The 16,360-nt window shown below is 60.3% G+C and carries 16 protein-coding genes and 1 riboswitch (1 of these 17 only partly in view); of the genes, 11 read left to right on the top strand and 5 right to left on the bottom strand.

Translation table 11 applies throughout. The features are described from left to right. The 7 genes from EM6_RS12615 to EM6_RS12585 form a co-directional block, all read left to right on the top strand. Positions 1-1,788: the 3' portion of a pentapeptide repeat-containing protein gene (locus EM6_RS12615; protein ID WP_126423526.1), read on the top strand. The gene continues 396 nt to the left of window position 1, outside the view; the window shows 1,788 of its 2,184 coding nt (coding positions 397-2,184); its start codon lies off the left edge, out of view; the stop codon is at positions 1,786-1,788. A gap of 106 nt (positions 1,789-1,894) precedes the next feature. After that, entirely contained in the window at positions 1,895-3,109 is a 1,215-nt protein-coding gene (locus tag EM6_RS12610; RefSeq protein ID WP_126423525.1) for an NADP-dependent isocitrate dehydrogenase, read from the top strand. 125 nt (positions 3,110-3,234) lie between these two features. After that, the gene (locus EM6_RS12605; protein WP_126423524.1) at positions 3,235-4,290 is read left to right on the top strand and encodes an SGNH/GDSL hydrolase family protein; all 1,056 of its coding nucleotides are present in this window, start codon (positions 3,235-3,237) and stop codon (positions 4,288-4,290) included. Between the two features lie 147 nt (positions 4,291-4,437). Then, the gene (locus EM6_RS12600) at positions 4,438-5,484 is read left to right on the top strand and encodes a zinc-binding metallopeptidase family protein (protein WP_126423523.1); all 1,047 of its coding nucleotides are present in this window, start codon (positions 4,438-4,440) and stop codon (positions 5,482-5,484) included. 93 nt (positions 5,485-5,577) lie between these two features. Beyond that, positions 5,578-6,183 carry a DUF2939 domain-containing protein gene (locus EM6_RS12595; protein ID WP_126423522.1) on the top strand — a complete coding sequence of 202 codons (606 nt, stop codon included), beginning with the start codon at positions 5,578-5,580 and terminating at the stop codon, positions 6,181-6,183. A gap of 38 nt (positions 6,184-6,221) precedes the next feature. Further along, entirely contained in the window at positions 6,222-7,145 is a 924-nt protein-coding gene (locus EM6_RS12590) for an AEC family transporter (protein WP_126423521.1), read from the top strand. A gap of 23 nt (positions 7,146-7,168) precedes the next feature. After that, positions 7,169-7,335, top strand: a riboswitch (yybP-ykoY riboswitch). An 18-nt stretch (positions 7,336-7,353) separates the two neighbouring features. Then, positions 7,354-7,923, top strand: a complete 570-nt coding sequence (locus tag EM6_RS12585) for a TMEM165/GDT1 family protein (protein WP_126423520.1) — start codon at positions 7,354-7,356, stop codon at positions 7,921-7,923. 2 nt (positions 7,924-7,925) lie between these two features. Here the strand turns inward: EM6_RS12585 and EM6_RS12580 are convergent, their stop codons facing one another. From EM6_RS12580 to EM6_RS12565, 4 genes are all read right to left on the bottom strand, one after another. Next, positions 7,926-8,702, bottom strand: coding sequence for a glucose 1-dehydrogenase (locus tag EM6_RS12580; protein ID WP_126423519.1), 777 nt, complete (start codon positions 8,700-8,702; stop codon positions 7,926-7,928). Between the two features lie 117 nt (positions 8,703-8,819). Continuing rightward, a complete protein-coding gene (alaS, locus tag EM6_RS12575) occupies positions 8,820-11,486 on the bottom strand; it encodes an alanine--tRNA ligase (protein ID WP_126423518.1) in 2,667 nt (888 codons plus the stop codon). Positions 11,487-11,692: 206 nt separating this feature from the next. Further along, positions 11,693-12,766 (bottom strand): recombinase RecA, encoded by a 1,074-nt coding sequence (gene recA / locus EM6_RS12570; RefSeq protein ID WP_126423517.1) that lies wholly within the window; start codon positions 12,764-12,766, stop codon positions 11,693-11,695. Between the two features lie 126 nt (positions 12,767-12,892). Further along, on the bottom strand, positions 12,893-13,210 hold the full coding sequence (locus EM6_RS12565) for a winged helix-turn-helix domain-containing protein (RefSeq protein WP_126423516.1): 318 nt from the start codon (positions 13,208-13,210) through the stop codon (positions 12,893-12,895). 168 nt (positions 13,211-13,378) lie between these two features. On the opposite strand from EM6_RS12565, the gene EM6_RS17395 reads away from it, so the two are divergent. Genes EM6_RS17395 through EM6_RS12555 form a run of 4 tightly spaced genes read left to right on the top strand, consistent with a single transcriptional unit; the run spans position 13,379 to position 14,626 of the window. Beyond that, on the top strand, positions 13,379-13,531 hold the full coding sequence (locus tag EM6_RS17395; RefSeq protein WP_172961256.1) for a hypothetical protein: 153 nt from the start codon (positions 13,379-13,381) through the stop codon (positions 13,529-13,531). Between the two features lie 9 nt (positions 13,532-13,540). Then, entirely contained in the window at positions 13,541-13,894 is a 354-nt protein-coding gene (locus tag EM6_RS12560) for an RNA polymerase sigma factor (RefSeq protein ID WP_126423515.1), read from the top strand. Continuing rightward, positions 13,894-14,034 carry a hypothetical protein gene (locus EM6_RS17390; RefSeq protein ID WP_172961255.1) on the top strand — a complete coding sequence of 47 codons (141 nt, stop codon included), beginning with the start codon at positions 13,894-13,896 and terminating at the stop codon, positions 14,032-14,034. Before EM6_RS12560 ends, EM6_RS17390 begins: the two co-directional genes overlap by 1 nt. Continuing rightward, entirely contained in the window at positions 14,024-14,626 is a 603-nt protein-coding gene (locus tag EM6_RS12555) for a hypothetical protein (protein WP_126423514.1), read from the top strand. Before EM6_RS17390 ends, EM6_RS12555 begins: the two co-directional genes overlap by 11 nt. Before the next feature lie 141 nt (positions 14,627-14,767). Here the strand turns inward: EM6_RS12555 and EM6_RS12550 are convergent, their stop codons facing one another. Continuing rightward, on the bottom strand, positions 14,768-16,303 hold the full coding sequence (locus EM6_RS12550) for a glycoside hydrolase family 5 protein (protein ID WP_197723658.1): 1,536 nt from the start codon (positions 16,301-16,303) through the stop codon (positions 14,768-14,770). Between the last annotated feature and the right edge of the window lie 57 nt (positions 16,304-16,360).

The raw sequence follows: 16,360 nt of genomic DNA, 5'->3' as shown, positions 1-16,360 counted from the left end.
GCACCAATGGCCCTTTTACACGGCCTTGTTGTGGGCGGTCCGATCGACCTGTCCCGGGAGCGCATTGACCATCCGATACGCGCCCATTTCAATTTCGCCATCCTAACCCACAGCCATTTTGATAACGCAACCTTCTCTGGCTACGCCAGCTTCGACAGCGCAACCTTCTCTGGCTACGCCAGCTTCGACAGCGCAACCTTCTCTGGCGACGCCCGCTTCGACAGCGCAACCTTCTCTGGCTACGCCAGCTTCGACAGCGCAATCTTCTCTGGCGAGGCCCGCTTCGACAGCGCAACCTTCTCTGGCGACGCCAGCTTCATCAGCGCAACCTTCTCTGGCGACGCCAGCTTCATCAGCGCAACCTTCTCTGGCGACGCCAGCTTCATCAGCGCAACCTTCCCTTTCTCCGCCAGCTTCAATCGCGCAACCTTCTCTGGCGACGCCCGCTTCGACAGCGCAACCCTCTCTTTCTACGCCGACTTCGACAGCGCAACCTTCTCTGGCGAGGCCCGCTTCGACAGCGCAACCTTCCCTTTCTCCGCCAGCTTCAATCGCGCAACCTTCTCAGACACCGCCCTATTCAGATTTGCCCTGTTCGGAGGGCCTCTCCGCCTAGACGAGGCGGTTTTCTTAGGCCAAGCCGATTTTGAGGGAGATGGCTCGGGCACGTCGCGGCCGAGCGGGTCGCAAGCGCTGAGCCTAAGCCGCAGCACCGATAAACCCGATCAGTTTGAGGGAAGGCTTGCGTCTTTGGACACGCCATCACTGGCCAGTTTGCGGCGTATTCCGTCGATTGCAGCAAGTGGCACGGTCTTTCTGAGTGAGGCTAATTTCTCCAATCGCGACATACCCAATGCCTCGACCTTCAAGTACGCGCGCTTTTACGGGGCCGTGCGTTTTCATGACAGCAAACTGCATCCGGACGTGATCTTTCCGCACGTCCAATGGCAACCGTCCCTCGACTTCCCGCCTTCGGCAACCGCCTTGCCGCCTGTTCCCGACAGGGCGCTCACGGCGCTTTATGAAGCTGCCGTGCCTTTACGCGGGAAGTCCTTACAATCTTTAACAGAATGGCGACAAGAGTTTGAAGCGGAACGACATGAAAAGGCAGGTTCTGCCTATCAAACGCTGCGAATTGAAACGGAAACCGACATCCGCCGGGATGGTCTGTCACCGGCAGGGTGGGCCAGGTTCTGTTATCGCCTGATGAAGGCCATCAAACGAGCGCCAGCAGAAACCCCAGAAACAGAAACTCCCGCAGAGGCCTTTATCACCCAGCGCATCCATGACGATTATTATGCAAAGGTCGAATCGGGGTTTCGCACGCTGAAACTAATCATGGAGGGCCGTCGCGACCGGGAGGCCGAAGGGGAGTTCTTTCGTCTGGAACTGATGGCGTGGCGCAAGCGTTCCAATGTCAGGCCCGGACTGCATTTCGCTACAGACTGCTATCGAATTCTGTCGGGCTACGGGCAGTCACTGGTACGCCCACTGATGTCACTGGCCGCGACTTTTCTCATCTTTGCACTGCTCTATTTCGGCATCCTGTATCAGGGGACCAACTGGGGTGACGATCTTTTCATGGCGTTTTGGGCGTCTCTGTCGCGATCCTTTCCCTTCGGCGCGTTTGGCGACGGGAGCGGCCTTTATCGCGAATGGATCAATCAGTCGCACGGACCGGGTCGGGCCATGCTGTTCATGGTTCTCGGGACCATTCAATCCTTCCTGACCCTTATCATTGCCTTCCTGTTCGGCCTTGCCGTGCGTCGGCGCTTCCAGATCAGCTAAAGCCCATTTGCGCCGCTCGCCTTTTCGTCTATAGGAGGCGCTGTCAGCGCCGAGTGCGACCCTGTGCGTCGCCTCATGTGCGCTTCGTTCAGAGAGGACATTCGCAATGGCCAAAATCAAGGTGGCGAACCCCGTCGTCGATATCGACGGCGATGAAATGACCCGCATCATCTGGCAGCTTATCAAGGACAAGCTGATCCACCCCTATATCGATATCGATTTGCAATATTTCGATCTGGGGATGGAACACCGCGATGCCACCGACGATCAGGTGACCATCGACGCCGCCAACGCCATCAAGGCCTGCGGCGTGGGCGTCAAGTGCGCCACCATCACTCCGGATGAGGCCCGCGTGAAGGAATTCGGCCTCAAGAAGATGTGGAAGTCGCCCAACGGCACCATCCGCAACATTCTGGGCGGCGTCGTGTTCCGTGAACCGATCATCTGCAAGAACGTACCGCGCCTCGTGCCCGGCTGGACCCAGCCGATCGTCGTCGGCCGTCACGCCTTCGGTGACCAGTACAAGGCCACCGATTTCCTCGTCCCCGGCCCCGGCAAGCTGACCATCAAGTTCCAGGGCGACGACGGTCAGGTCATCGAGCACGAAGTGTTCCAGTTCCCGTCTTCGGGCGTGGCCATGGGCATGTATAACCTCGACGACTCGATCCGCGATTTTGCCCGCGCCTCGTTCGAATACGGCATTGCGCGCAACTATCCGGTCTATCTTTCGACCAAGAACACCATCCTCAAGGCCTATGACGGCCGCTTCAAGGACATCTTCCAGGAAATCTTCGACGCCGAATACGCGGCGAAGTTCAAAGAACTGGGCCTGACCTATGAGCACCGTCTGATCGACGACATGGTTGCCTCGGCGCTGAAGTGGTCGGGCGGTTTCGTCTGGGCCTGTAAGAACTATGACGGCGACGTGCAGTCGGATACGGTGGCGCAGGGCTACGGCAGCTTGGGTCTGATGACCTCCGCCCTCGTCACGCCGGACGGCAAGATCATGGAGGCGGAAGCCGCCCACGGCACCGTCACCCGCCACTATCGCCAGCATCAGAAGGGCGAGGCCACCTCGACCAACTCGATGGCGTCGATCTTTGCGTGGACGCAGGGCCTCAAGCACCGCGCCAAGCTGGACGACAATGCCGAGCTGAAGCACTTTGCCGAAACGCTGGAAAAGGTCTGCATCGACACCGTCGAAGCGGGCTTCATGACCAAGGATCTGGCGCTGCTGGTTGGTGATACGCAAGGCTGGCTGACCACCGAAGGCTTCCTCGACAAGATCTCCGAGAACCTGTCGAAGGCTTTGGCGGCTTAAGCTAAAGCCTCTTTTGAGGTATGATATGAAAGGCCGTCCGTTCGCGGGCGGCCTTTCTTTGTGCGCGCGTCTTGACAGTGACAGCGCTATCATTCTTCATGCCGCAAAAATCAGGGAGATGCATTATGACAAAGGCGCTATGGCTGGCCGGATGGCTTCTCGCGGGGACGAGCTTCGCCGCCATCGCCTCTGCGGACACCCTGCCCCTGCACAGCGGCGGACGCACGGCGGCCCCGGCCCATACGCATCAATGGCCGGGCGTCTATTTTGAGACCGCGACGACTTCCAAATCCGTCACCCTCAGTTTCGATGACAGCACCAATATCTATAAGCTGTACCTCAACGGTGAGGTGGTGAAGGTCATCGAAAAACCCGGCCAGACGACGGTTCGCTTCGACAGCAAAAGCCCAAAGGCCGTGGACGTCTATCGCCTCGAAAAGATCACCGAATCGCAGGACCAGACCGGGCGTTTCCTCGGTTTCAGCGCCGACAAGCCCGCCGCCCTGACCGCCCGCGCGCGTCAAGTCGAGTTTATCGGTGACAGCTTTACCGTCGGTTACGGCAATACCTCGCCAAAGCGCGACTGTACCAATGACGAGGTATGGGCGACGACCGACACGTCTCAGGCCTTCGGGCCGCTGACGGCCAAACACTATGAGGCCGACTATCAGGTCAACGCCTTTTCCGGTCGCGGAATCGTGCGCAATTACAATGGCTTTATCGGCGATCCTCTACCAAAACTTTATCCTTACAGCCTGTTCGACGGTAAGACCGCCTACGACGCCACCGGCTGGCAGCCACAGATTATCGTCATCGGACTGGGGACCAATGATTTTTCGACCGCGCTCAATCCGGGCGAAAAATGGACGACGCGCGAAGCCTTGCAAGCCGATTACCGCGACACCTATGTCGCCTTCGTCAAGTCTCTGCGCGCTAAAAACCCGCAGGCGCAGTTCATCCTGATGGCCTCCGACGGCGCCAATGGCGAGATTCGCGCGCAGGTTTCTCAGGTGGCCAAAACGCTGAAAGACGGCGGTGAAACGCGCCTCGACACGCTGTTTTTCGACGGACTGGACTTTGGCGGCTGCCACTATCATCCGTCGCTGGCCGATGATCGAAAAATTGCCGGCCTGATACAGGGCTGGATCGACGCCCATCCGGGCGTGTGGCAAGGGAAATAGCCTTACCGGCCCTTTGCACGGGGCCGGCGGCGCACCCTTTCGCACTTACAACCGCTGCATTAGGGTCGCGGCACAGGAGCCCGATCTAACTATTCTGTCGCGCATTTGGCTCCGAAAACCGTTTCACACTTTTCGGAATGCGCTTTCATGAAGCTGTTTACCTGCGCCCAATGCGGCAATACCCTGTTTTTCCATAACCGCGCCTGCGTCAGTTGCGGGACGCGGTTGGGTTTTTCGCCGAACAGCCGTGACCTGCACGCCCTGAGGCCCGCAGGCGACGACCGCTGGCAACCGGTCAATGGCGGCGACCGCTATCGCTTCTGCGCCAATGCCGCGACGGATGTGTGCAACTGGCTGGTGCCCGAAGGGGATGGCTCGGCCTATTGCCGCGCCTGCCGCCACAACCGCCTGATCCCCAACGATCTCGATCGGTTCCGGCGCATTATCGACGCCCAGCACCGGCTGTTTTACGCCTTCCTCAAATGGGACCTGCCCGCTCCCGACCGCAGCGAAGACCCGGACGGGGGGCTCGTTTTCGACTATCTGGAGGACGAACAGGCCCCGGACGGCACCTTCCACAGCGCCATGACCGGCCACGATGAGGGCATCATCTCCATCCGCGCCGCCGAAGCCGACGACGCCGTACGCGAAAGCGTGCGCAGCCAGATGGGTGAGCCCTATCGCACCCTGCTCGGCCATTTTCGCCACGAATGCGGGCATTTCCTCTGGAACCGGCTGGTGCGCGACGCCGGTAAACTTGATGCCTGCCGTGCGGTTTTTGGTGACGACGAAGCCGATTATCAGGCCTCTATCGAGCGCCACTATGCCGAAGGGCCGCCCCCCTTCTGGGCCGACAGCTATATCAGCGCCTATGCCTCGATGCACCCGTGGGAGGACTTTGCCGAAACCTTCGCCCACGTGCTGCACATTACCGATGCCCTTGAAACCGCTCACTATTATGGCATGACCATCAAGACCAAGGCCGACGAAGGTGTCGCGGCCGAGGTCGATTTCAAGCCCTATCGCGTCACGGACTTTGAGCGTCTGGCCGAGGCCTGGGTGCCGCTCAGTCTGGCGATCAACTCGATCCATAACGCCATGGGCGAGCGGCCGCTCTATCCGTTTATCCTGACGCCCACCGTGCGCAACAAACTCACCTTTGTGCACCGGCTGATCACGGGTCAGGCGGTTTAGCCACAGTCTGACGCGAATCGTCGGACGGGGCGCGACAGGGCGTTATTTTCGTGTTAACCCTGTTTTTCAGCGCCTTCAGGGGGAACTGTCCGCGTGTTCAAGACCTTATCCATCGCCATCATCGTCGCCGCTCTGGCCGCCCTGTTCGGTTTTGCCATCGGCCCGGTCTGGGCCTTTTACGACCTGCGTTCAGCAGCGGAGTCCGAGGACATCCAGAGCCTGTCGGAACTGGTGGCCTTTGACGACGTGCGCACCAGTCTCAAGGCGCAGTTGTGGGCCGATGCCAAGGGCACGACGACCGCCGACGCTCCCGCGCCCAATGTCATGAAGGACCCGCTGGGGGCCATCGGCCGCGCCATTACCGACCTGACCGCGCCCGCCCCCAAACAACCCGTGATCGACGTCAATTCGTACCTGACGGCCAAGGCCCTGCTGGCCCTGTCCTACGGGGCGGGCAAAGACGCCAATGTGGTCGAACCGCGCGAATTTGCGCCCAAACCGCCCCTGCCCACCGTCCTTTACTGGAGCATTGACCGCGCGCGTCTGGGGGTAAAGCAGCCCGACATCGGCACGACGGTGTTCACGCTGAAGCGCAAGGGCCTGTTCACCTGGCAGGTGACGCATATCGGCCTGCCCAATCCGGAAGCCGAAGCGGCCGCCTCAGCCTCGGCTAGCAGCGATTTCGGTCCCGACAAATAGGGCTTTTCTTACCCCCTGACAGGGCGTAAAGCGCTGCCATGCTGGAAACCCTGAGCCGCGTTCTGCTGTTTTTTGCCTTTGTCGGACTGGGGGTGCTTCTGGCGCGCACCGGGCGACTGAAATCCGAAGGGCTGGATGGCCTAAGCGCCTATTTCTACTGGCTGGGCTTTCCCGCCTATCTGATCCACGCCTTTGCCAATCTGCCGCGACCCGATGCGCTGCATGTGGGCTGGCTGGGCGTCTATGCGCTGGCTTTCGCCGTATCGTCGGGGCTTTGCCTGCTGGCCGCCCGGCGTTTCGGCGCCACACGCGGCGAAGCCACCGGCGCCGGCATGGCCGCCTTCATTTCCAACAGCGCCTTTCTGGGCCTGCCCATTCTGACCGGGCTTCTGGGGCCGCAGGTCATGCAGGTGGCCCCGCTGCTGTTTGTCGCTGATTTTTTGATTCTGTTTTTTATCGGCTGCGCCGGCCTGTCGGTCGCGTCGGGCCACGGCATAGGTCTGGCGCTCAAACGCACGATGCAGAACCCCACCGTGCTGGGGTCACTGCTGGGGGTCGGGCTGATGCTGGCCGGGGTGAAGATTCCGCCGATGTTCGATCAGATGCTCGACATACTGGGCCGCTCGTCCGTGCCGGTGGCTCTGGTGGCATTAGGCGGGATGCTGGGGCTTATGCCTTTGAAAACGTTACGCTCTGTTACGCCCGTGACCGCCACTGCCGTGGCGGGCAAGCTGCTTCTGGCCCCCGCCGTGATGGCCGTTGCCATGCACCTGTTCGGCGCGCCGCCATTGATGTGGAAGATCGCCGTCTTCCTGTCAGCCTGCCCCACAGCGGTCAGTGTCTTCATTCAGGCGCGCATGTACGGCCTGTGGTACGAAGGCGCGGCGGTGTCCATCGCCCAATCGACGGTCATCTCATTGTTTACCCTGTCGGGTCTGGCGCTCCTCTTGACTCACCTGTGAGCCGCGTCTATCAAGCCCGCGTTCCTTCGGGGAGTAACCGCGCCTGAGTGTTTTTCAGGCGGATTACGTCAACACACTTGTCCGGCATGGACATGGCGTAATCGAAACAGGTGAGACCGACGACCTGCCTTGCCGCCATAAGTGACTGGCCGCGGTGAAGCACGTCGTTGTGTGTCAGAACCTGGCCGGTCACAGACAAGATTTTACCGTGGACGCCTTCCTCAATTCGACCGCCCTCGTCGCCTTTTCCGAAATCGGCGACAAGACGCAGTTGCTGGCCCTGATTCTGGCCGCGCGCTATCACAAATCCATACCGATTATCTGGGGCATCTTCATCGCCACGGTGGCGAATCACGCGCTGGCCGCCGGGGTCGGGCATTTTGTCTCCGGACTGGCCCTGACCACCTACATGCCGTGGATCGTCGCCATTGCCTTTATCGCGCTCGGTCTGTGGATCCTGATTCCGGACAAGATGGACGACGATGAGGCTCCCAAAAAGGATTACGGCCCCTTCCTCACCACCCTGATCGCCTTCTTCCTGGCCGAAATGGGCGACAAGACGCAGGTGGCCACGGTGTTTCTGGGGGCCAAGTACGAAAACGCCTTTGCCTGGGTCGTGCTCGGCACCACCTTCGGTATGATGCTGGCCAATGTCCCGGCGGTTCTGTTCGGCGACAAGGTGCTGAAGGTCGTGCCGATGAAGATCGTGCGCTACGTGGCGTCCGGGTTGTTTATCGCCATCGGTCTCTATTCGTTCTGGCAAATCTTTAAGAGTTAAAACTACTTAGGCGAAGCCGCCGTACCCGCCAGAACGCCGCCGTCGATGTTGAATTCCGAACCGGTGATGAAGGTGGCTTCATCCGAGGCCAGAAGCAGCACGACGGCGGCCACCTCATCCGGTCGCCCGAATCGGTGCAGCGGCGTCCCGGCGGCGACCTTTTCCTTATCGGCTTCGTCCTTAAGCATGGCCTCCCACATCGGCGTCAGAATCGCCGCCGGATGCACCGAATTGCAGCGGATATTCAGCCCCTCCTCCGCACAATAAAGCGCCACCGTCTTGGTGTGATTGCGCACAGCGGCTTTCGAGGCCGCATAGGCCGCCTGATGCGGAATGCCGACCAGCCCTGAGCGCGACGACATATTGATGATCGAACCGGTGCGATTCGGGCGCATCACGCGAATCGCGTGCTTGCAGCCCAGAAACACACCGTCCGTATTGACCGTCATCACCCGCCGCCAGTCTTCAAGCGTGGTGTGTTCGGGATCATTTTTGGCATCGGCGCGCCCGGTAATGCCCGCATTATTGACCAGAACGTCCAGCCGGCCGAAATCGGCCACCACCGAATCGAGGACGGCGATCCATTGCGCTTCATCAGCGACATCGAGTCGGCGGAACGCCGCACCGGGCAGCTCCGCCGCCAGTGCCTCGCCTTCACGGGGGTCGATATCGGCGATGATGACCCGCGCCCCTTCAGCGGCAAAGCTGCACACAATAGCCTTGCCGATACCCTGCGCGCCTCCGGTCACCAGCGCCACCTTATCCTTCAAGCGATCCATGCGGCTCTCCTTTGGAAGGATTGCAGCATAGGGGAGGCCCGCAAAGCAATCGGCAAATGTAAAAAAGGCCGCCCGCGATCGGACGGCCTTGAGACATTACCAGATAGGTGAATTAGATCACGCGCCCTCACTGGCGGTTTTATTTTGAATAAATTTTCTGATTGCATCTACGCTTTCACCCGCTCTAGAAGCATCCGGAGCTCCCCCTTGAGCAAAATCACGCTTTCCACCTGCACCTTGCCCTCCCATGACCAAGACTCCATGTCTTGCCAATTCTACTGCGTCGAAGGTCGAAACTAAGTCGGGCGTGACCACTGCGGTATTTGCTGCTTTTCCATCAAGCTGACCAACCAAATAGACAATACCGGAACCAATCTGCTTTTTGAAGTCTTCGGCCAGCGGACGCAGATCCTTGCCACCCACGCCATCGAGAACGCGGGCGATCACCTTGACGCCATTGATCTCTTCCGGACCAGACGCCGCTCCGCCGCCACCAACGGCCAGGGCGCGCTTGGCTTCGGCCAGCTCTTTTTCGAGGCGCTTGCGGTCGTTGACCAGCGCTTCGACGCGCGCCGACACCTGCGCCACCGGCACCTTGAACTGATCGGCCAGCGAACGCGCGACGCCCGCCTGCTCCAGCAGATACTGACGCGCCGCTTCGCCGGTAAAGGCTTCGATACGGCGCACCCCGGCGGCGATGCCGCTTTCGGAAATAATCTTGAACAGGGCGATATCGCCCGTGCGCGACACGTGGGTGCCGCCACACAGTTCGACCGAATAGCCCTTGTCCTCGCCATCAAGCGCGTGACCGAGGCTGAGGACACGGACCTCATCGCCGTATTTTTCACCGAACAGCGCCACCGCCCCGGCTTCGATCGCCTCAGCGGGGGCCATCATCTTCGTCGTCGCCGCCTCGTTTTGCAGGATAACGGCATTGACCTCGGCTTCAATGCGCTCGATCTCTTCGGGCGAGACGGGCGCGCCGTGGCTGAAGTCGAAGCGCATCCGCTCGGCATCGACCAGTTGCCCCTTTTGCGCGACGTGCGGCCCCAGGACATTTTTCAGCGCCGCGTGCAGCAGGTGGGCGGCGGAATGGTTGGACTTTGTCGTCTGACGCTTGGACCCATCGACGTGCAGATGGACCATGTCGCCGACCGCCAGAACGCCTTCGGTGATTTCAACATCATGCACGATCAGGTCACCGGCCTGCTTTTGCGTATCGAGCACGCGGCCTTCGCCCCCGGCCCAATGCAGCGTACCGGTATCGCCCGCCTGCCCGCCGCCTTCCGGATAAAAGGCCGTGCGGTCGAAGACGACCTGCAAGCGCTCACCGACCAGACCTTCGCTAACCGACTCGCCATCTCGGACGATGACGCGGGCGTGCGACTGGGTCGAAAGGTGCTCATAACCGACAAATTCCGACGCCCCGGCCTGATCGCGGATCGAGAACCATTCGGCCTGAACGGAGGTTTCGCCGGAGCCCTTCCAGTTGGCACGGCCGCGCTGCTTCTGTTCTTCCATCGCCGCTTCGAAACCGGCAACATTGACGCTTAAGCCCTTGGCGCGGATGGCGTCCTGCGTCAGGTCGAGCGGGAAGCCGTAGGTGTCGTAGAGCTTGAAGGCCACTTCGCCTTCCAGCATGTCACCGTTTTTCAGATTGGCAGTCGCTTCGTCCAGCAGGGTCATGCCGCGGCCCAGCGTGCGGCGGAAACGCTCTTCCTCCTGACGCAGGGTTTCGACGATGGTCGCCTCGGCGCGCTTCAGTTCGCCGTAATGGTCGCCCATCTCGCGCACCAGAACCGGCGCCAGACGCGGCATCAGCGGCTCATTGGCCCCCAGCAGATAGGCGTGGCGCATGGCGCGGCGCATGATGCGGCGCAGGACATAGCCCCGGCCTTCGTTCGATGGCGTGACACCATCGGCGATCAGGAAGGAGGTCGAGCGCAGGTGATCGGCGATAACGCGGTGCGACGGCAGGGCTTCACCCTCCGCCTTGACGCCGGTTTCCTCGACGCTGGCGCTGATCAGGGCCTTGAACAGGTCCACATCGTAATTGTTGTGCACGCCTTGCAGCACCGCCGCGACGCGCTCAAGCCCCATGCCGGTGTCGATCGAGGGCTTGGGCAGGTTGAGCCGCGTGCCGTCCGGCTGCTGGTCGAACTGCATGAAGACGAGGTTCCAGATTTCGACGAAGCGGTCGCCGTCCTCTTCCGGAGAGCCCGGAGGGCCGCCCCAGATGTGCTCGCCGTGATCGTAGAAGATTTCCGTGCACGGACCGCAGGGGCCCGTATCGCCCATAGACCAGAAATTGTCAGACCCGGCGATGCGGATGATGCGGTCGTCCGAGAAACCCGCGATCTTCTTCCACAGATTGAAGGCCTCATCGTCGTCGATATAGACAGTGGCCAGCAGGCGGTCCTTGGGCAGACCGTATTCCCTGGTGATCAGGTTCCATGCGTGGCTGATCGCCTGTTCCTTGAAATAATCGCCGAAGGAGAAGTTCCCCAGCATTTCAAAGAAGGTGTGGTGACGCGCCGTATAGCCGACATTGTCCAGATCATTGTGCTTGCCGCCAGCGCGCACGACCTTTTGTGAGGTGGTGGCGCGCTTGTACGGACGGGTTTCGGCCCCCGTAAAGACGTTCTTGAACTGCACCATGCCCGCATTGGTGAACATCAGCGTCGGGTCGTTATGCGGCACCAGCGACGAAGACGACACGATCTCATGGTCGTTCTTGGCGAAGTAATCCAGGAAGGTCTGACGGATCTGATTTAAGGAAGGCATGGGACTCCGACGGTTAAACACCGCACCACAGGACGATTTTCAGCCGTATATAGAGGGCTTGGGTATTTGCGCAAAGACCTTTGCGCCAACGCAGGTATTTTTCTGACGTGTCAGGACAAAAAGAAACACCCCGATCACAAGACCGGGGTGTTCACGTAGGGAAGGCAGGCGGTCTGAAAACCCGCACCCCACGCGGGTTTCAGGTTTTATTCGCCGTCTTCGTCCGGTTCGGGCGTACCCAGCAGTTCTTCGGAAATGGCGTCTGACTTCTTGCGCACCAGCGCTTCGATTTCCGCCGCGATTTCCGGATTGGATTTCAGGAAGTCGCGGGCATTTTCGCGGCCCTGACCAATGCGGATCGAGTTGAACGAGAACCACGAGCCGGACTTTTCGACCACGCCACCCTTGACGCCCAGATCAAGGATTTCACCCAGCTTGGAGATACCTTCGCCGTAGAGGATGTCGAATTCGACCTCGCGGAACGGCGGCGCGACCTTGTTCTTCACCACCTTGACGCGGACATTGTTGCCGACGATTTCGTCGCGCACCTTGATCTTGCCGATACTGCGGATGTCGAGGCGCACCGAAGCATAGAATTTCAGCGCATTGCCGCCGGTCGTCGTTTCGGGCGAGCCGTACATGACGCCAATCTTCATACGAATCTGGTTGATGAAGATGACGATGCACTTCGATTTGGAGATCGAGGCCGTCAGCTTGCGCAGGGCCTGCGACATCAGGCGGGCCTGAAGACCGGGCAGGCTGTCGCCCATATCGCCTTCGATTTCCGCCTTGGGCGTCAGGGCCGCGACCGAATCGACCACGACGATATCGACGGCACCCGACCGCACCAGCGTATCGGTGATTTCCAGCGCCTGTTCACCGTTATCGGGCTGCGACACCAGAAGATCGTCCAGATTGACGCCCAGCTTGTGGGCATAGACGGGATCGAGCGCGTGTTCGGCATCGACAAAGGCCGCCGTGCCACCCGCCTTTTGAATCTCGGCCACCGTGTGCAGGGCCAGCGTCGTCTTACCCGACGATTCCGGGCCGTAGATTTCGATGACACGCCCCTTGGGCAGGCCGCCGATACCGAGCGCCATGTCGAGGCCAAGCGAGCCGGTGGAAATCGACTCCACCTCCACCACCTTGCCGGCATTGCCCAGCTTCATCACCGAGCCCTTACCGAAGGCACGGTCGATCTGAGCCAGCGCCGATTCCAGCGCGCGTTGTTTTTCAGCTTCGTCTTTTCCCACGAGTTTCAATACCGCTTGCGACATGATTCCAGACCTTCCCTATGCCACGATTCCCAAGGCGAAGGTCCATCCCCCGTCCGCGAAAATGTGTTGAGAGGACCGTACCCCATTTGTTCTAAGTTCGCAATATGTTCTCATTAAAAAAATGGAACATCAGAGTTCAGGCTTTTCCGGAACGGCGTCGAGCATCCGCTTGAGCTGATCGAGATAGTTATAAAAAGCGTTGCGCCCTTCATCGGTCAGGCCGATGCGCGTATTCGAGCGGTTGGAGACGATCTTTTTGCGAATCGCCACATAGCCCGCTTCATTCAGCTTTTTGAGGTGCAGCGACAAATTGCCGTCGGTGATGCCCACCTGATCGCGCAGATCGGTGAAGTCCGCCTGCCCGGCCGTGGACAGATAGGCGAGTATGGCCAGACGCGCCCGCGCATGGACCAGATCTTCGAGCGCATCGGCATTAAAGGGTTTCATCGGCTCACCTTGCGAAGTCGCCGCGTATTTAGACTCACAGACTTAGCGCTGGCAAGTGACCTTCCCGTTATCGGCTGTACCTATTTATTTTGTGGATGTGTAAGTTTTACGCGGTCACGGGCGTCTAACCTCTCGTAAGCCCAAACACAGGAGATCAGGATGCTTGGATTGTTTTTACCTGCCCGTTACCGTCTGCCGGCCCTTGCGGCCCTGCTGGTTCTGCTCATCGCCGGTGTGGTCTACGGCCTCAACACCGGGGCGTTCGAGCAGAACAATCGCGAGGCCCTTCGACAGGCGCGCGAAGCCACGGCCACGCGATAAGGTGTCCAAATGCCGCACGATCCGGCTTTTAGCGAGTGGATAAGCCCGCACCTGCCGGCGCTGCGGCGGCTTAGCCGCGCCTTTGCGGCGTCGGCGGATCAGGCGGATCTGCTTCAGGAACTGCTGATCGCCGTGTGGAAGGCGTGGCCGGCCTTTCGCGGAGAGTCGCTCCCGGCGACCTTTATCTACCGCGTGGCGCATAACCGCGCCCTGACGTGGAAACGGCGCGAGAGCCTGCGTTTGTTGCGCCTGTTTGAAACACAGCGCGAGGGCCTGCAACCGCTCACCCCTGAACCGTCCGATGCCCGGCTGGATCAGGTATTCGACGCCTTGCGCGCCCTTCCCCGCTCGACCGGTCGCTGATGCTGTTGTGGCTGGAACAGACGCCCTATGCCGATATGGCCGCCCTGCACGGCCTCAGTGAAAGCCATATCGGCGTGCGTCTGAACCGGGCGCGGGCGCGACTGGCTACGCTTGTTCAGGAGCTATCCGATGAAGATTGAAACCCTGGAGCGCCTGTGGCGCACCCATGACCACGACATGGATCGTACCGCGCGGGCCTTTTTACTGGAGAGTCTGATGAGCGGGATCGAACGTCGCCGTAAGGGACAAACCGTTTTTTTTCTGTGTGTCGGGGCCGCACTGGGCACGATCACGCTTGTCTTTGGGTATGACACCCTTAGGCATGACAGTTTTGACGTCACGCGCGAATGGGGGAGCCTGCTGATGCTGGTCGCGCCGTGGGTGGCGCTGATCCTGATGATGCGCGCGCACGACCGGCACAGGCGACGCTTTGCGGACCCGACGGCGTCTATTGCGCAGAGCCTACAGCTCAGGCTGGACGAAAACCGCGCGGCCCGGCACAGCGCCGTCGTGATGTTCTGGCTGATGGGGCTCTTCCCCCTCGTCACAGGCGTGACCCTGTGGCAACTGGTCGGTACGGACAAGATGACCGTCACTCAGGCCGTGCAGGGGGCGTTACTGTTCGGAGGCGTACTGGGGGCTTCGACGCTCGTGCAGGCGATCCGCTACTTGTGGTTTCTGAGACCAGAAGGCGCGCGACTTGAACGCCTTCTGGCCGAATATGCGGGATGATACCAAGGGTCATTGAAAATGACTCTTGGTATTCCATTCGAGACTGTCTCATGTCGCTGATACATATGAGACAGTCTCGTGTCTTCAACGGCCGGATGCAGTCAGCATCTTCGGCCGTTGGTATATGGGCCGCCCACACCTCTACTGCGCGGTCGGTGCGTAGTTGCGCAGGACCACCGGCGCACCCAGTTCGATGGGATAGGCCGCCTTGCCCAGTTGCAGACTCAGCATGAGGGTGCCCGCCTCATAGTCCTTGTCGGCCACGGCCTGCACCACATACATATCCCATTCGGACGAAATCTGAACCGGGGTGTTGACCAGTGCTGTCCATGGGGCCTTGTTGAGCGAGATCTGGATGTTCAGAGGCACGCGCGTCGCCGCATCCGGGGTGGCCGCGCGGGCCCACACCCACGCCTGAAGTTTGTCACCCTTTTTTACAGGTTGGGAGATCGGGGCCACGGCGCCGACATCCCAGGCATTGGGCTGCGCCGCCGACAAAGGGATGCGCAGGGCCGAACGGATGGGCGCGCCTTCGGCCGTCTGCACTGGAGTCGCGTTTTGCGGGGCACCATAGGCGTTCCACGACGAGAGTTTGGGTGTATTGATGACGTGGGCCATGACGTCATTGGGATCGACCTGAGGCGTTTGCGCCGCCTCGACCTTCGCCGCCTGTTCGGGGATCAGCGCGCCGTGGATCGGCTTGACCCAGCGATCCGCCGGTATGTCATAGACGATAAAGTCGGAATCGAACTGCCAATAGGCCCACGCCCAGTTGCGCGCCTCCGCCGCCCGCGCCACGGCTTCGGTATAGGCCACGCGGCTCTCGAGCGGCCCCTTGTCATAGGCCCCGAATTCGCCCAGCAGGATCGGGCGACCGGTGCGGGCGCTCCACGCCTTCACCTTGTCAAAATCGGCGTCAAGGCGCGCCTGCCCTTCGGCTTTGGTCCACGCCACGCCCTTCACATCCTTGAAGTCCGGCGTCCACGCCGCCCCCTGGTGGGTAAAAACGAAGGGCTCATAATAGTGGAAGGTGACGATCAGGTGCTGGTCGTCGGCGGGCAGGCGCAGCCCTTCCAGATCATTGAGATTGTTCCACGAGGTCGGGCCGACAATGACGTTGCGCCGCGGATTGGTCTTGCGGATAATTTTGAGATTTTCGGCGATCATGTCGTTCCACACGGCATTCACCGGGCCGTGCGGCTCGTTCAAAATCTCGAACATCACTGTGTCGGGCGCATCCTTGTAATGCTCGGCCATCTGCGTCCAAAAGGCCATGATCTTAGGTCGGCAGGCCTTCACGTCCTCGGCGCACTCATTGAAGTTGTGCAGGTCCAGAATGACGTGCAGACCGGCCTTGTTCGCCGCATCCACCATGGTGTCGAGGGTGGAAAAATAGAAGGGTGACAGGCGGTTATCCTTGTCCATGTGCTGAAACGCATGGAGGTTGACACGCACCGTGTTGAAGCCGCCTTCACGGATCACCGACATCAGCCGCGGCTGAAAGCGCGCCTTGGCCGGGTCCTTCCACAGGGGGTCGTAGCCCAGCACATTGACGCCGCGCTTCATGGCGGCGACCTGCGCCTGAGGTGACATCTCGGCCTTAGCCATGTCCGGCCCGCAGGCCATCAGCGTCAGGACCAAAGCCCCAAAGGCACCGACGAAGGTGTTGCGTTTCATAGCGTCCTCCCGAATAGTTATATTTGGTTTTTTTAATCGGGTAACACACTCAGCGAC

Origin of the sequence: Asticcacaulis excentricus (genome assembly GCF_003966695.1) — a bacterium.
Classification (GTDB): Bacteria; Pseudomonadota; Alphaproteobacteria; order Caulobacterales; family Caulobacteraceae; genus Asticcacaulis; species Asticcacaulis excentricus_A.
Note: the sequence above shows the minus strand (reverse complement) of the source record. Positions and strands in the feature narration are given on the sequence as shown.

Excerpts from the sequence above, each read along its gene's own strand:
- EM6_RS12610 (WP_126423525.1), top strand. The coding sequence starts at position 1,895 with ATGGCCAAAATCAAGGTGGCGAACCCCGTCGTCGATATCGACGGCGAT.
- EM6_RS12605 (WP_126423524.1), top strand. The coding sequence starts at position 3,235 with ATGACAAAGGCGCTATGGCTGGCCGGATGGCTTCTCGCGGGGACGAGC.
- EM6_RS12600 (WP_126423523.1), top strand. The coding sequence starts at position 4,438 with ATGAAGCTGTTTACCTGCGCCCAATGCGGCAATACCCTGTTTTTCCAT.
- EM6_RS12590 (WP_126423521.1), top strand. The coding sequence starts at position 6,222 with ATGCTGGAAACCCTGAGCCGCGTTCTGCTGTTTTTTGCCTTTGTCGGA.
- EM6_RS12580 (WP_126423519.1), bottom strand. The coding sequence starts at position 8,702 with ATGGATCGCTTGAAGGATAAGGTGGCGCTGGTGACCGGAGGCGCGCAG.
- alaS (WP_126423518.1), bottom strand. The coding sequence starts at position 11,486 with ATGCCTTCCTTAAATCAGATCCGTCAGACCTTCCTGGATTACTTCGCC.
- EM6_RS12565 (WP_126423516.1), bottom strand. The coding sequence starts at position 13,210 with ATGAAACCCTTTAATGCCGATGCGCTCGAAGATCTGGTCCATGCGCGG.
- EM6_RS12560 (WP_126423515.1), top strand. The coding sequence starts at position 13,541 with ATGCCGCACGATCCGGCTTTTAGCGAGTGGATAAGCCCGCACCTGCCG.
- EM6_RS17390 (WP_172961255.1), top strand. The coding sequence starts at position 13,894 with ATGCTGTTGTGGCTGGAACAGACGCCCTATGCCGATATGGCCGCCCTG.
- EM6_RS12555 (WP_126423514.1), top strand. The coding sequence starts at position 14,024 with ATGAAGATTGAAACCCTGGAGCGCCTGTGGCGCACCCATGACCACGAC.
- EM6_RS12550 (WP_197723658.1), bottom strand. The coding sequence starts at position 16,303 with ATGAAACGCAACACCTTCGTCGGTGCCTTTGGGGCTTTGGTCCTGACG.